This is a genomic window from Shewanella sp. S1-58-MNA-CIBAN-0166, assembly GCF_040310085.1.
Classification (GTDB): Bacteria; Pseudomonadota; Gammaproteobacteria; order Enterobacterales; family Shewanellaceae; genus Shewanella.
The window spans coordinates 132,555-148,560 of record NZ_JBEOPN010000008.1 but is presented as its reverse complement, the minus strand read 5'-3'; the positions used below and the strand labels follow the sequence as shown (position 1 = coordinate 148,560).

Annotated in this window: 12 protein-coding genes; 3 read left to right on the top strand and 9 right to left on the bottom strand. The window is 42.7% G+C overall.

The features are described 5' to 3' along the window. Window positions 1–369 precede the first annotated feature (369 nt). Window positions 370–1,029 carry a hexitol phosphatase HxpB gene (gene hxpB / locus AAEY99_RS07370; RefSeq protein ID WP_351009850.1) on the bottom strand — a complete coding sequence of 220 codons (660 nt, stop codon included), beginning with the start codon at window positions 1,027–1,029 and terminating at the stop codon, window positions 370–372. 402 nt (window positions 1,030–1,431) lie between these two features. On the opposite strand from hxpB, the gene acnB reads away from it, so the two are divergent. Next, a complete protein-coding gene (acnB, locus tag AAEY99_RS07365) occupies window positions 1,432–4,029 on the top strand; it encodes a bifunctional aconitate hydratase 2/2-methylisocitrate dehydratase (protein WP_101087714.1) in 2,598 nt (865 codons plus the stop codon). Window positions 4,030–4,178: 149 nt separating this feature from the next. On the opposite strand, the gene AAEY99_RS07360 is transcribed toward acnB, so the two are convergent. After that, window positions 4,179–4,619, bottom strand: coding sequence for a hypothetical protein (locus tag AAEY99_RS07360; protein ID WP_197708460.1), 441 nt, complete (start codon window positions 4,617–4,619; stop codon window positions 4,179–4,181). 50 nt (window positions 4,620–4,669) lie between these two features. Here AAEY99_RS07360 and AAEY99_RS07355 point away from each other — a divergent pair, with 50 nt between their 5' ends. After that, entirely contained in the window at window positions 4,670–5,449 is a 780-nt protein-coding gene (locus tag AAEY99_RS07355; protein WP_101087712.1) for a helix-turn-helix domain-containing protein, read from the top strand. A 1,723-nt stretch (window positions 5,450–7,172) separates the two neighbouring features. Here the strand turns inward: AAEY99_RS07355 and AAEY99_RS07350 are convergent. The 7 genes from AAEY99_RS07350 to priA form a co-directional block, all read right to left on the bottom strand. Next, complete coding sequence (locus AAEY99_RS07350) at window positions 7,173–7,394, bottom strand: hypothetical protein (RefSeq protein WP_350978977.1); 222 nt, start codon at window positions 7,392–7,394, stop codon at window positions 7,173–7,175. 127 nt (window positions 7,395–7,521) lie between these two features. Further along, window positions 7,522–7,908, bottom strand: a complete 387-nt coding sequence (locus AAEY99_RS07345) for a gamma-butyrobetaine hydroxylase family protein (protein WP_011639181.1) — start codon at window positions 7,906–7,908, stop codon at window positions 7,522–7,524. 175 nt (window positions 7,909–8,083) lie between these two features. Next, window positions 8,084–9,409: an ATP-dependent protease ATPase subunit HslU gene (gene hslU / locus AAEY99_RS07340; protein WP_101087709.1), complete on the bottom strand. Its 1,326-nt coding sequence runs from the start codon at window positions 9,407–9,409 to the stop codon at window positions 8,084–8,086. A gap of 25 nt (window positions 9,410–9,434) precedes the next feature. Beyond that, complete coding sequence (hslV, locus tag AAEY99_RS07335; protein ID WP_101087708.1) at window positions 9,435–9,959, bottom strand: ATP-dependent protease subunit HslV; 525 nt, start codon at window positions 9,957–9,959, stop codon at window positions 9,435–9,437. A 170-nt stretch (window positions 9,960–10,129) separates the two neighbouring features. After that, window positions 10,130–10,729 (bottom strand): SPOR domain-containing protein, encoded by a 600-nt coding sequence (locus AAEY99_RS07330; RefSeq protein ID WP_101087707.1) that lies wholly within the window; start codon window positions 10,727–10,729, stop codon window positions 10,130–10,132. Between the two features lie 2 nt (window positions 10,730–10,731). Continuing rightward, window positions 10,732–12,477 carry an arginine--tRNA ligase gene (gene argS, locus AAEY99_RS07325; protein ID WP_351009838.1) on the bottom strand — a complete coding sequence of 582 codons (1,746 nt, stop codon included), beginning with the start codon at window positions 12,475–12,477 and terminating at the stop codon, window positions 10,732–10,734. 182 nt (window positions 12,478–12,659) lie between these two features. Then, the gene (gene priA / locus AAEY99_RS07320; RefSeq protein ID WP_350978979.1) at window positions 12,660–14,855 is read right to left on the bottom strand and encodes a primosomal protein N'; all 2,196 of its coding nucleotides are present in this window, start codon (window positions 14,853–14,855) and stop codon (window positions 12,660–12,662) included. A gap of 82 nt (window positions 14,856–14,937) precedes the next feature. Between priA and AAEY99_RS07315 the strand changes: the two genes are divergently transcribed. Next, window positions 14,938–15,780: a FimV/HubP family polar landmark protein gene (locus tag AAEY99_RS07315; RefSeq protein ID WP_351009835.1), complete on the top strand. Its 843-nt coding sequence runs from the start codon at window positions 14,938–14,940 to the stop codon at window positions 15,778–15,780. Window positions 15,781–16,006: the final 226 nt, after the last annotated feature.

Genomic DNA, 16,006 nt, shown 5'->3' with positions numbered 1-16,006 from the left:
TAAAATCTTGGTGACGAGCGGTGGCAAGCGATGACGAGAGATAACAATCGAGCTAAAAGCCTAGTGGCTAGAGCGCTTCGCTGCTAGAGGCTATAAAATCTTGGTGACGAGCGGTGGCAAGCGATGACGAGAGATAACAATCGAGCTAAAAGCCTAGTGGCTAGAGCGCTACGCGGCTAGAGGCTATAAAATCTTGGTGACGAGCGGTGGCAAGCGATGATGAGAGATAACAATCGAGCCAAAAGCCTAGAGTGCCCTATCCGTGAGCGCAGCGTTCGCTGTTATCGCTTGTTATCGTCCTCGCAGCGAAGCTGTCCCTAGCAGGACGAAGTCCGCTCTAGAAGCGCAGCGGACTATCCGCGTAGCGGCCTAGGCCTCTAGCAGCGCGGGTAATAATCCTGCGTGAGCTAGCTGATGATGGGCAATCACCCATTTAGCTTGTGTAGCAGTGTGAGGCGCAGGAATTGCCACGGTTTGCATACTGGCTGCCCGCGCGGCGATTAAGCCATTAAACGAATCTTCAATTGCGATACATTGTCCCGGTGCGATGCCCAACCCTTTAGCACAATTTAAATATACCTCAGGATGTGGTTTACCATAATCGAGATTTTCAGCTGACTCAATCGCATCAAAATAATGGCCAATATCGAGTTTACGCAGCACGGCTTCAATAATTAATGACGATGACGAGGTGGCTAACCCTATTTTAAGCCCTAAACGTTTGCACGCCTCTAGCGACTCAATAACGCCTCGCATCGGTTCACCATTGGCTTTTATTTGGCTTACCACTTCATTAACGATGGTATTCGCTGTAGCTGTATTGTCGTAATTCGGCCACGGAAAACGTTGGTGCCAATAGCTAACAACATGATCAATACGCAAGCCTGTGGTTTGTTCTACTTCTTCAAGACTGAGGTTAAGCCCAAAGCTATTTAGCACCGTCAGCTCGGCTAACTGCCAAGCCGGTTCGGAATCGATTAAAATTCCATCCATATCAAAAATAACGGCTTTTATTTGGTTTGACACAATACTGACTCCATAAACGGCACAACGTAAAGTGTTAATTATTACGTTGTTGTTGATTAGACACAATCAAAACACACTTTTTAAAAAATATTTCATCTAAAAAAGGGGATATCTTTTTGTATATAGTTTAATCAGTGGGTGCTGTATAAGTTAATGTATTTAAATGTTTTTCCGTCTGTTTCAAACTATTGTCTAATTTTATTTTATTCAACTTAGCGCTAAATTGATTTTTAGGTTGATAAATCGCGTTGATTTCATACCTCTGAGAGTGTGAGCTGATTCATACTTTTATAAAGCTGTAGTATACTGGAGGTCGGATTTCAAGCCCGAACCAGTGGAATTATCAGCGTAACCATAGTGGCGCTGAGTTTCGCCGTTAGGCGCCAAACAAAGAGGAATGTTGCCGTGCTAGAAGCATATCGTAAACACGTCGCAGAACGTGCTGCAGAGGGCGTAGTCCCTAAGCCATTAAATGCACAACAAGTGGCTGAACTGGTTAAGTTATTTGAAACACCACCAGCAGGTGAAGAGGCGTTCATCCTCGACTTGCTCGAAAATCGTATTCCACCAGGAGTAGACGAAGCTGCTTACGTTAAAGCCGCTTTCCTTGATGCAGTCGCTAAAGGCACTGTGTCATCTCCTATCTTAAGCGCAGAACACGCTGTTAAACTGCTTGGCACCATGCAAGGCGGTTACAACATTGAGCCGCTAATTGACCAACTAGATAATGCAGCACTAGCACCTCTATCTGTTAAAGCACTTTCAAATACATTGTTGATGTTTGATTCATACCACGATGTTGTTGAAAAAATGCAAGCGGGTAATGACTTTGCTAAGCAAGTTGTCGACGCTTGGGCCAATGCTGACTGGTTCTTAAACCGTCCAAAATTGGCTGACAAAGTATCATTAACAGTGTTTAAAGTGTCTGGTGAAACCAACACTGATGACTTGTCTCCAGCGCCAGATGCATGGTCTCGTCCAGATATTCCATTACACGCATTAGCAATGCTAAAAAATGCGCGTGACGGTATTGTGCCTGATGAATCAGGTGTTGTTGGCCCAATCAAAGAAATCGAAGCGTTAAAAACTAAAGGTTTTCCTTTAGTTTACGTTGGCGATGTTGTTGGTACGGGTTCTTCACGTAAATCTGCCACTAACTCAGTGTTATGGTTTATGGGTGATGACATTCCTTTTGTGCCTAACAAGCGTGCTGGTGGCTTCTGTCTAGGTAACAAAATTGCGCCTATTTTCTTCAACACCATGGAAGATGCGGGTGCATTACCGATCGAACTCAACGTTGATCAAATGGAGACCGGTGATGTGATCGATATCTACCCTTATGAAGGTGTAGTTAAGCGTCACGGCACTGATGAAGTGATCTCTACATTTGAGCTTAAAACCGAAGTATTGTTAGATGAAGTTCGTGCTGGTGGTCGTATTCCGTTGATCATTGGTCGTGGCCTTACTGACCGTGCGCGTGAAACCTTAGGTCTTGAAGCATCGAAGGTATTCGTTCGTCCACAAGATATCGCCGCTTCTGATAAAGGTTATACTTTAGCTCAGAAAATGGTTGGTAAAGCGTGTGGCGTATCAGGTGTTCGTCCTGGTCAATACTGCGAACCTAAGATGACCTCTGTAGGTTCACAAGACACTACCGGCCCTATGACACGTGATGAGTTAAAAGACTTAGCATGTTTAGGCTTTAGTGCTGATTTAACCATGCAGTCATTCTGTCACACTGCCGCTTATCCAAAGCCAGTTGATGTAACGACTCACCACACACTACCGGATTTCATTATGAACCGTGGTGGTGTTGCTTTACGTCCAGGTGACGGGGTTATTCACTCGTGGTTAAACCGTATGTTACTACCAGATACCGTAGGTACTGGTGGTGATTCACATACTCGTTTCCCTATTGGTATTTCGTTCCCTGCCGGTTCTGGTTTAGTGGCGTTTGCTGCTGCAACAGGTGTCATGCCTCTTGATATGCCTGAATCAGTGCTAGTGCGCTTTAAAGGCGAAATGCAACCCGGTATTACCTTACGTGATTTAGTCCATGCTATCCCATTAAAAGCCATTGAAATGGGTCTGCTAACGGTTGAGAAGAAAGGCAAAATCAACGCTTTCTCTGGCCGCGTATTAGAAATCGAAGGTCTTGAAAAACTTAAAGTTGAACAAGCATTCGAATTATCTGATGCATCTGCTGAGCGTTCAGCTGCAGGTTGTAGCATTAAGCTAGACAAAGAACCAATCATTGAATATCTAACCTCTAACATCGTGATGTTAAAGTGGATGATTGCAGAAGGTTATGGCGATCGTCGTACGATTGAACGTCGTATTACTGCGATGCAAGAGTGGATTGCCAAGCCAGAGTTGATGGAAGCAGATAAAGATGCAGAATATGCTGAAATTATCGAAATCAACTTAAACGACATCAAAGAACCAATCCTTTGTGCACCAAACGATCCTGATGATGCAGTATTATTATCAAGCGTTGCACAAACTAAGATTGACGAAGTGTTTGTTGGTTCTTGTATGACTAACATCGGTCACTTCCGTGCTACCGGTAAGATGTTAGAAAAGTTTGCTACTACGCTACCAACTCGTTTATGGATTGCACCACCAACTAAGATGGACCGCGATCAATTAACTGAAGAAGGTTACTACTCAATCTTCGGCCGTGTTGGTGCCCGCATCGAGATACCTGGTTGTTCTCTATGTATGGGTAACCAAGCACGTGTTGCAGAAGGTGCTACTGTAGTATCAACTTCTACACGTAACTTCCCTAACCGTTTAGGTACTGGCGCAAACGTATACTTAGCATCAGCTGAGTTAGCAGCAGTAGCAGCGTTATTGGGTCGTTTACCTTCAGCAGAAGAGTATCAAGAATACGCTAAAGAATTAGATGCAACAGCAGCTGATACTTACCGTTACTTGAACTTCGACCAAATCGATTCTTACACTAAGAAAGCCGACAGCGTGATTTTCCAAGCCGCGCTTTAAGCTTAAACGAGTTAACAGTTGATCAAAAATGCCAGCAGAAATGCTGGCATTTTTATTTGGTGTTTAGTTATGTAGGATTAGATATTGCTTTGTTAGAATGTAATATTTAGCAATAAGATAATTTACGGTGAGCCTGTCAAAACATACAGTTATGTTTCTTTCTTTAACTTATGCCAATGGTGACCAAGCAGGATTTTACTAACATTTCCTTTTGCTTGATATGATGCATAAAGGATGTACATAAAGCCAAACATACCGCCCATAATAATGCTCAAAAATCCATAAATTGCCCCTTTCAGTTTCGATTCTTCACGCCAAAACACCCATGAACATAAAATGAATAAGTGAATTAAAAAATCAGTATTAAACTGCTGGCGCCAAGGATTACCTAAAAATAAATCCCCAAAATAGATAGCGGGCCAATTAGGACCGGCTTGTACGATAGCGTAAGCCGTTATGCTCATAATTAATATCCATGATATTAACAATGCCACTCTAAAATTAGTCATCGCTTTTACTCTTTGTTGTGTGTGTAAACTATATTGATATTTACATGTAATAAAAGCGATTACCTCAGAGGTAATGTTCATTGATTTAAATCGCGGTAACATAGTCCTATAAAACGTTAGCAAGGGTCATCATGAATAAATTTGGTCAGCAGTTACGCTTTTGGCGTACTAGTCGTCGTTTGAGCCAACTAGATTTAGCATTAGAAGCAAATGTAAGTACTAAGCATATTAGTTTTATTGAAACGGGTCGCGCCAAACCCAGTAAAGAAATGGTCATGAACTTGTGTGAAGTACTTAGTTTGCCCTTAAGAAACCGTAATGAACTGATCACGTTAGCAGGCTTTGCTGAACAATATGTACGTACGCCACTGAGTGATAATAAAAAAGTGGAAGTGGCGAGTATTCTTGAGCTTATAGTCGCCAAACATGAACCATTCCCAGCTATTGTGGTTGATTGGTACTGGAATGTCGTGATCCGCAATAAAGGCTTTGATAAATTAATTGCCTTAATGGAGGCTGAAAACCCGCAATGTATCTGGTTGGATAATATTGCTCACTGGCTAATGCACCCTAATGGTTTACGTCATGTGATGACCAACTGGCAGGAAGTGGCTAAAACCACTTTACAACGCTTGAATCTGGAGAATCAATACGCCCCTAAACGTCATGATGAATTGATCCAATCTTTATATCAATATCCTGGCGTAGCGAATTTATTAGCGGATAAAACACTTATCGTGTCGACTGAACCTTTTATCTATTTAGACATAGTGGTCTCTGGTAAAACGCTGCGCTTTTTAACTACATTGACTTCATTTGGTACGCCGTTAGACATAACTGCCTCGGAATTGTTGATGGAGCATTACTATCCTGCAAATGCACAAACAGAGCAATTTCTAAAAAGCCTGTAGAAGAGTCGATCGCTTGATAATGTCACTTTTTAGATTTATTTTATGAGGCTAATGCTAAATAACATCAATGGTGTGTGCAGGGCAACAATATAACAATTTATGTTCAGAGCGGGTATTCTCACAGCCGCTACCTAGCTTTAAATGTGGTCCTTATAAACAATCTTGGAGATAATAGTCGGAATAAATCATCTGGGATAACGATGTGAGTTTAATAATGTTGATATTCATTTACATATCAGCTGCAGGTAATTGATACTATTAAGCTTAAGGATGTTGAAGACTCTTTACAACAGAATGCGTCAGCCTGGCAGACCTTTAACGTACATCCTTGTGCTTCAAGGCATTCTAGTTATCAGATTCAGGCTATCTTTTACTGTAAAAAAGTCGTTATTTATTGTCCTGTCATCACGGCATTCGTGAATCTGTCCATATCAGATGTACCATCGGAAGCGTTAGCATTTTCACTCTTTATTGAAAAATGGGCCGAAGCCGATGACAAGCGACGTTAAATTAAATGCTGACATTTTTGGGATGTAAAATCATTTATTTGTTCTTCGAATGCCATTTCCCCGATAAGATCATAATATAAACTCCGATGGTTATTATGCCCAACATAAGACCGATAAAAGGATCTGTACTTCCGATAAGTAAAGACATACCAAATGAAACCCCAAGGCATAAGGTTACAGCACTCAGTTTTGCCTGAGTAAGCTTGTGGTTAAATTTCATTTATATCACCTTTTCCTATGAGTTTACCGATGGCAAATTTAAACATATAAAAGTGCTTTCGCACAGCATAGAATGCTTGTTCCGAGTATGGAACAATATAGTTGTACTTAAAGGATAACGTTTATAGTAATTATGATATCTATGGTTTCATCCCCATTCCTGAAGTTGATTCTAAAATAGCAGTCCAAAAATTCAATTTAACCAATTGCCAGTCGCAGGTCATCGTGTAGATAATTCAACGAGACGCCGACTCTTGATGTAAAAATTAGCATCCATGTGGACGTATCCAAAACCTCCATGCTTTGGATACTCGCAGACTCATCTAAATCTGTGATTTTTATCTCTTCGATTAACGTTATTTATGGTTGTCAGTTATTTAAAGTTTAGAACTGATTAAACTCTTTCAGGTTTCATATTATTGAGGATGTTGAAGAAAATAGCGTGAAGCTCACATGGATGTGAGCTTAGCGTTAGAGGGGAAGGGACGCCCCATTTGAAGCGTTAGCATTTTTGAATAAGTCCGAAGAACACGAAAATGGGGTCAAAAGCTGGATAAATTTCCGTCGCAATTTTTCGCTGCTGTTGTTTGGTTAAATAGCGAAAATGTTGCCGGAACGGCAGGGGTGATCCAAGAGGGGATTGCTGTTGATCCCCTTTTGGCCGGTGCAGGGTGGAACCTTGCGATCTTAATTCAAACGAAGTTTGAAAAATCCGGCCTGGGCGAGGCGCTACGACCTTAGTGGCCGTATGCCATCAGGGATAAGTGCTAAGCATAACGAAACACCTGGATCCCGGCTCAAAAGCATTGCCGGGATGACGAGGTTAATGAGATTTATTTGGATTAAATTTATTGCCAGAAATGCAACTTTAGCACTTGGTTTGGTGTGGGCGAAGCGCCACGACGTTAGTGGCTGCAGGCCATTGTTAATACGAGTTAACTAAGTTCATCATTCAACAATGCCAGCAAAATAGCTGGCACTTATAGTAGAGTCATTTAACGTTTTCGAATGATAACAACATCCTTTTGATGAACGTTATTAACATTAACGACGCGATATGCCGCTGGTTTAACAACGACCACTTTAGTTACCGTCTTTTTATTAGTAGGCGCTTTTGCGTGTCCATGATGAGCACGAGGGGCACAAGCACTTAAACTGATAATAGCGAATCCGACCAATATAACTTTAATCATAGGAAATTGAATTGACTGTTTCATACACACCTCGATACGAGTGAAGACTATGACTAAGCATAATCGTTTGAGTGTCAATTGCTGATCGCGATGAGTAAAGTTATGCAAATATAGTATTGAAATCAACGTCTATCGTTAAAGCGTACCGTATTCATGAATACTTAATATTCATCGAAATCAGAGGTTCTCGTGAGCCTTTCTCTGCCCGCAATCGGGCTAAATACTGTTGCCATAATTCAGTTTGATTACTGCACAAGTTATGCAGCACCTGCCAAGAATACAAGCCAGTATCATGACCATCATCAAAGGTAATTTTTACTGCATAATGGCCAACAGGTTCGAGCGCTTTGATATTTACGGCTTTCTTATGCGTCACTAATATTGGGTCGCCATGACGTTGCACTTCAGCCGATGGTGAGAAGACTCGGAGCATTTCACAACTGATGTTGTAAGTTTGGTCGTTATCAAAGGTCACTTCGAGTAACTTAGATTGACGCTTAAGCTTAATGCCGGTGACGGTAGGCGTTGATTGGGTCATGGGAATACCTATAAAAAAAAGGATTAACGCTAAATCGCAGATTATCATCATACGCGATTTTGCTGTTAATCCTATTGTTGTAACCTGCATTCGTGATGTTTATTCATAAACCAAAAAGTCACGAGACCTCCCATTAATAATAACCAAATGGGAGGGCGCTTGATTCAAATAATGGTTATAAAATAAAGCGGCTTAAATCTTCATCTTGTACCAAGGTATCAAGGTGGTCATTGACATATTCAGCGTCAATGACAAATTTAGAACCCGACTTTTCAGAAGCTTCGTATGAAATCTCTTCCATCAATTTTTCCATCACGGTATGTAAACGGCGTGCACCAATGTTTTCGGTGCGCTCATTCACTTGCCATGCCGCTTCTGCAATGCGCTCAATACCTGATTCAGTAAACTCTATGGTGACGCCTTCGGTGTTCATCAGGGCGACATGTTGCTCAGTGAGTGAGGCAAATGGCTCTGTTAGAATGCGTTTAAAATCAGCAGCGGTAAGGGCGTCTAATTCAACACGAATCGGTAAACGGCCTTGAAGCTCTGGAATTAAATCAGACGGTTTAGACATCTGGAATGCACCAGAAGCAATAAACAAAATGTGGTCGGTTTTAACCATGCCGTGTTTAGTAGAAACTGTGCAGCCTTCCACTAATGGCAGTAGGTCACGTTGTACACCTTCACGGGATACATCTGGGCCTGAGCTTTCGCCGCGCTTACAAATTTTGTCGATTTCGTCTAAAAACACAATACCATTTTGCTCAACCAGCTCGATGGCTTGTTCTTTTAAGTCTTCTTGATTGACTAGCTTTGCCGCTTCATCTTCAACCAACTGCTTGTAAGCATCTTTGATTTTAAGCTTTTTGCGTTTAGAGGTGCTTTGGCCAAGATTTTGAAATAAGCCCTGTAACTGATTGGTCATTTCTTCCATGCCTGGAGGGGCCATGATTTCAACACCAACTTGAGGCGCAGCAACATCGATCTCAATTTCTTTGTCGTCTAATTGACCTTCGCGCAGCTTTTTACGGAAAACCTGACGGGTGGTAGAGTCATCTTTTTTGTCGGTATCCCAGTCATCTTTTGGCTTAGGTAATAAGGCATCTAAAATACGCTCTTCGGCCATTTCTTCGGCGCGATGACGGCATTTTTTCATTTGCTGTTCGCGAGTCATTTTCACTGCTGAGTCGGTTAAATCACGGATGATTTGTTCCACTTCTTTACCGACATAACCCACTTCGGTAAATTTTGTCGCTTCAACTTTGATAAAAGGTGCGTTAGCCAATTTGGCTAAACGACGGGCGATTTCAGTTTTACCGACACCTGTTGGGCCAATCATTAAAATATTTTTTGGCGTGACTTCATGACGAAGTTCTGGCTCAAGTTGCATCCGGCGCCAGCGATTTCGCAATGCAACGGCTACTGAGCGTTTGGCATTTTGTTGGCCAATGATATGTGCATCTAGTTCGTGAACAATTTCACGTGGAGTCATTTCAGACATAACTGTTCCTTTATTAACGCTCGAATTAGTAGTCTAACTTTTCGATAGTTTTGAATTGGTTGGTGAATACACAAATATCGCCTGCAATCGTCAGTGATTTTTCTGCTATTTCTTCCGCGCTTAACTCAGTATTTTGCAGTAATGCTAAAGCTGATGCATGAGCATAGTTTCCGCCAGAACCAATGGCAATTAAGTCATATTCTGGTTGAACAACGTCGCCATTACCGGTAATAATTAATGATGTTTCAGTATCCGCTACGACCAGCATAGCTTCGAGCTTACGCAGCATTTTGTCGCTACGCCAATCTTTGGCAAGCTCTACGGCAGATTTTAATAAATGGCCTTGATGCATTTCGAGCTTGGTTTCGAAACGCTCAAAAAGAGTAAATGCATCGGCAGTACCGCCAGCAAAACCGGCTAAGACTTTATTGTGGTATAGGCGGCGCACTTTACGTGCATTACCTTTCATCACGGTATTGCCTAGAGACACTTGGCCATCACCAGCGATGACAACTTGATTATTGCGGCGTACGGATACGATAGTAGTCACGGTAAATCCTCTTCACTAATACATCAACGGGTCATTAGGGTGAATGCAATTGTTGATTGATAAAATGGATATGGGGACAAAATGACAGATATCAAGCGATGGACAATAAAAAGCCCTGTTGCAGAGAACAGGGCTAAAGTGATTTATACAGCAATATCAGACGAGCAGCGTTATTCCCACAACCAAATGATGCAGCCATTTAACCCTGCGTTCTGCATCTTATGACGATTATGTTCCGCATCGCGCTTGTTCGGATAGGGTCCTAATACCACGCGATACCACACGCCATTGGTACCTTCGCTGCGGCGCACTTGTGCCTCAGCACCTTGGAAGGCAATTCTGGCCTTCATTTCATTTGCTTGCGACTCTTGCCTAAACGATCCGCATTGCATTTGATAGATGCCACTAGACACTACACCTGTTTCAGGTAAGTCTATCTCCACTTGCTTGTTTTCAAGCTCTTCCAGATAAGTCCATTCTTCCTGCGGCTTAGGTGGCAGTGCGTTAGGATCTTTCTTGACCACTTTTTTTGGCGCTTCTACGGTCGCGGTTGATAGCGTTTTCTTTTTAGGTTGTTGAGCTGGCTCAGATACGACCGATGAGTCGGAGCTGCCATTAATGGACCATAAGAAATAACCAAAACCTATGACTAAGGTGAGTATCACAAAAACAGCCAAGTAAGGAAAAGAGCGTTTAGGTGCTTTTTTTCGTTGTGGCGCACGGGCTTTTGCGCCCGCACGAGGTTTGCGATTTGCGTAGTCACGACTCATGATTACATCCGCTCTAGGGTTTCAATGCCAAGTAGCGACAAGCCCGTTTTTAAGGTTTTAGCGGTTAATTGTGCAAGCAATAAACGGCTTTGCTTTTGTGCTTCAGTTTCGGCAGCAAGCACTGGGCAAGCTTCATAAAAACTCGAAAACTCACTCGCTAGCTCATACAGGTAACCACATAATACATGCGGTAAGCCTTTGTCTGCCATGCGAGTTAACACCTCACCAAATTGTGCCAGTTTAGTGCCTAAGTCTTTTTCTTTTTCATGCTCGAGCACAATCTTAGCTTGGCTAAGATCAATATCTGTTGCACGTTTAAAAATACCTGCCACGCGGGTATAGGCATAAAGAAGATAAGGTGCAGTATTACCTTCAAAGCTAAGCATTTGCTCAAAACTGAAAATATAATCACTGGTACGGTTCTTGGACAGATCTGCATACTTAACTGAGCTGATACCGACTACGCGAGCAATTTCAGTGAGGGTAGCTTCATCCATATCTGGATTTTTACTGCGAACCAGTTCAAGAGCGCGAACATCGGCTTCGTCAAGTAAATCGACTAACTTAACCACCCCGCCTGAACGGGTTTTAAATGGACGACCATCTTCACCATTCATGGTGCCAAAGCCTGTGTGCTCTAGCGACATTTCAGGGCGAACAAATTTAGCCAGTTTGGCAAGGCTAAACACTTGCTGGAAGTGCAAGGCTTGACGTAAATCGACAAAGTACATGGCGCGATCGGCTTTTAATACGTTTGAGCGGTAACGCATGGCGGCAAGATCTGAGGTGGCGTATAAATAGCCACCATCGGCTTTTTGAATAATAACCGGTAAAGGCTCGCCTTCTTTATTACGAAACGCTTCTTGGAATACCACTTTAGCGCCATTGCTTTCGCTTAACAGGCCTTGGGCATCTAAATCTTTAACCACTTGGGCTAAGTCTGCATTGTAGGCACTTTCGCCGTGAACATCTGCGCGGGTTAAGCTAACGCCTAAACGCTTATATACATCATGACAATGGCTTAATGAGATGTCGTTAAATTCGCGCCATAGCTTATTGCAGTACTCATCACCTGATTGTAACGCGACGACAAGTTGACGAGCGCGAGTGGCAAATTCAGTAGACTCATCAAAACGTACTTTAGCAGCACGATAAAAACTTTCTAAGTCAGACAATTCCATTTTGGCTTGTTCGCCATTAGCTGCGCGTAACTCTTCCATTAACGCCAGCAGCATACCAAACTGAGTCCCCCAATCGCCGACGTGGTTTTGGCGAATGACCTTATGGCCTAAATACTCGAGTGCGCGCACGACGCTGTCACCAATGATGGTTGAGCGTAAGTGGCCGACGTGCATTTCTTTGGCTAAGTTTGGCGAAGAGTAGTCGACAACGATAGTTTGCTTAGTCGGTAAAGCCACTCCTAAATGGTCGCTCGTCAGTGCTTGCTGTAGTTGATTAGCTAATGCATTGTCATCAATGAAAAAGTTAATAAACCCTGGTCCGGCAATTTCTACTTTGGCCACATAAGATGATGCTGGCAAGGTATCAATAATAAGCTGTGCTAATTCGCGCGGGTTCTTTTTAGCAACTTTAGTCAGCATCATTGCAAGGTTAGTCGCTAAGTCACCATGACTTTTATCTTTAGTGCGATCGACCTGAATGCGAGCTTGAAAATCAGCCGGCACAATTCCTTGCTGTTTGAAGGATTCGATGGTTTGTTCTAGTAAAGATTCAATATGTGATTTCATGGGCGTTTGCTTGCACTAATTCGTTAAATGAATGACATGACGGAACCGCATATTTTAGCCGTTTATGGGGGGTGATTGCTATCTGCTTTAACGGAAATATTGGTTTTTTTATGCTGATTATCAACCTAAGCGAAGTTTATGACAGATATAGGGTCCGTTGGCTTAGTAAAAATGCCGCTGTGTTACATTAAATCCTGTGGATCACGATCGATACTCCAACGGCAACGCTTACTTTCAGGTATTTGTTCAATGAGTGCTAATACGCGTTCGAATTCGGTTTGCAAGCGCTGACGACTTTTAGCTTGCAGTATTAATTGGCGTCGATATTTTCCAGCTTTACGATCAAGTGGCGCCGGAATTGGGCCAATAATTTCAAAGTCTTTATCTTGTGGTAATAGCTCGCTGGTGCGGGCGAGAAACGCATCAGCATCTTCGGCTAAATGTGCTTCTGCTCGAATTAATACCATGTGCCAAGCGGGTGGTAATAGTGCCTGTTGGCGCTCTTTCAGCTGAGTACGAGCGAACTCACCATAACCGCGTTTCAATAAATCACGTAAAATGGGGTTATCACTTTGATGGGTTTGCAGTAGCACTTTACCGGGTTTGTCTGCACGGCCAGCACGGCCAGACACTTGGGTGTATAGCTGCCCAAAACGTTCAGGTGCGCGAAAATCTGCACTGAACAATGCGCCATCGACGTCCAATAAGCCAACAAGGGTAACATCTGGAAAGTGATGTCCTTTGGCGAGCATCTGTGTGCCGACCAAAATTTTATATTTACCCATGTAAATCCCTTTGAGCTGCTGTTCAAGGGAGCCTTTACGTCTGGTGGTGTCTCGGTCAATGCGGACAACCGGATATTTGGGAAACAGTTTAATTAATTCTTGTTCTAGCTGCTCTGTCCCCAAACCGTGGCCCATTAGCATGGTGCTACCACATTGATGACATTGGCGCGGGATAGCGTATTGATTGCCACAGTGATGACAACAAATCTCGTTTAGACCTTGATGGACGGTAAAAAAAGCATCGCAACGGTCGCACTCATGTAAATGACCACATTCATGACAAAGCAAGGCCGGGGCAAAGCCGCGGCGGTTTAGAAATAGCAGTACCTGATTACCCGCATCAAGGTGCATACGCATTTCATTAATTAATGATGTCGACATGCCCGCTTTTAATGGTTGCGAGGTAATATCGACAATACCTTGCTTAACCTTTTGCGCAGCACCAGCGCGTTCACTCAGTTCCAAGTGATGATAGCGGCCAGATAGCGCATTTTGTAAGGTTTCTAATGATGGCGTTGCGGAGCCTAATACCACTTGAATATCTTCAAGATGCCCACGCATTACTGCCAAGTCACGCGCGTGATAACGCACACCTTCCTGTTGCTTAAAGCTGCTGTCATGCTCTTCATCAAGAATAATTAACCCTGGATAAGCCATTGGGGTAAAGAGTGCTGAGCGAGTACCAATAATAATTGCCGCTTCACCGACACGAGCCTGACGCCAAGCTTCTAGGCGTTGATTATCGGTTAATCCGGAATGGATCACGGCAACATTGACTTCAAAACGGCGTTTGAAGCGATTAATGGTTTGCGGTGTTAAGCCAATTTCAGGCACGAGGATCAGTGCTTGTTTACCTTGTTTTAAAATTGTCTCAAGCAAGGTGAGGTAGACTTCGGTTTTGCCAGAGCCTGTGATCCCTTCTAATAAGGTGCAATGAAACCCTTGCTGTTGAGTGAGTACTGAAACTGCAACGGCTTGTTGTTTATTAAGCTTATGAGGTGACTCATTCATAATAAGCTGTTGGCGCCAGCTTAAATCATGGCTGAGTACTTTTTGTTGCCGTTCAATCCATTGTTTTTGTTCTAATGCTTTTAATGCCGCTTTGCTTAATTGTTGGGTGGTGAACTCATCTTGGCTGATGGGGTTTGCCAGTAATAACTCGTGCAGCTTTTTCTGTGCCGGGGCACGTTTTAATACGCTAGAATCAGCATTGCGTCCTTCGGGGCTCAAATGATATTCAACCACCGCTTGCGGCGCCGCTTCGAGGCCTTTTCTTAGTGCGACAGGCAGCGCTTGGCTGAGCATTTGTCCTTGGGTAGTAAAGTAATATCGGGCGGCCCAGAGGGTTAATTTATATAGCGAATCAGGTAACAATGGGGCATCATCTAGTACAGCTGTGACTGGTTTTATTTGTTGCGGTGCTAAGTCACAGCTGTCAGTAATAGCAGTAATTAAGCCGATGAGTTGTTGAGGACCAAAAGGGACTTTGACTCGAAGACCGATTTGTAATCCCGCTTGTTGTTCGTCTTTTACACGATAACTAAAGTTTCTGCGTAACGGGACGGGTAAGGCGACTTCAACAAACACGGGCATAAGGCTTCATCATTTTTCAATTCGATAGTGGATTGCGGATCAGTTTACCTCTAAGTGTCATCAAAGAGATAGGGCAACATATATGCGTAAAGGACTTATTGAGGTCATCATTCTAGTATTTGGATTATTGGGCTATATTGCTACGCCAATGGCTCAAGTGAATCATGTCAGTATCAATAGTCGTCAATTTGAATTGAATAATCTTCCGCAATTAAAGATCAATATCGTGGCACAAAATGATGATGCGTCGCGGTTAGGTTTTTATATTCGCCAGTTGGATGACAGCTTGGCTGGCAATAAGGTTGTGCAGCAGAAGTTAGCAGTGCAGAGTATTAATCGTTTTTTATTGCAGCTTAAGGGTACTGATATCATCAGTGATGTAAATGCACAGTTAATCGTTACCGAAGATACTGCGAAAGGAGCGGTTACGTTAGCAGTAATGGCCTTATTTGATGCCCCGTACTCAGTTAACCGTGCCACCTTAGTTTCTAATGTTGTTACGTCTCGAGTACTGCCAGTAGCAAAAGACACCACTAGTGGGAAAGCATCCAAAAAACATCAACAAGATGACAGACGTCTAGAGCAGGCATCATCAGTACCAGAACCATCAGAACCATCAGAAACATCAGAACCATCCACAGCCGAATCCTTTCATCAGGCAATCTGTGTAATTGAGCGAGATAATAGTGATACATTATGGCGTATTGCGAACCGTTACAAAGAGCAATGGCATACCAGTGTTTATGGTGCGATGTTAGCCATTTTTGAGGCTAACTTAGTGGCTTTTTCAAAGCAAAAAATTCATTTATTACTCAAAGATGTTGTGTTGCATTGCCCATCGAAGGCTATTTTAGCTGAATACAATAATAAAGCGGTAGATAGGAAAGTCTTTGAGGTCATTGAAGCAAAGCATGCGGCTAAATAAGGTTTCTGATCATAATTAGTGATAAAAAGTAGTCCTTAATCGAGTATTTACTTTGGTTTATCAGTAATTAGTTGCAGCTGTTTATGTTAGTTTATATAGTTGCCCGTGTTAATACTTATGATTTAGCTCAAGGATAAGGTTAAAAAAGTAAACAATAATAATAAATTATAGCCTGATGAGCTTTGCGTGAACATTTTATTTGTCAGTGTATACGTGTATTTAACAT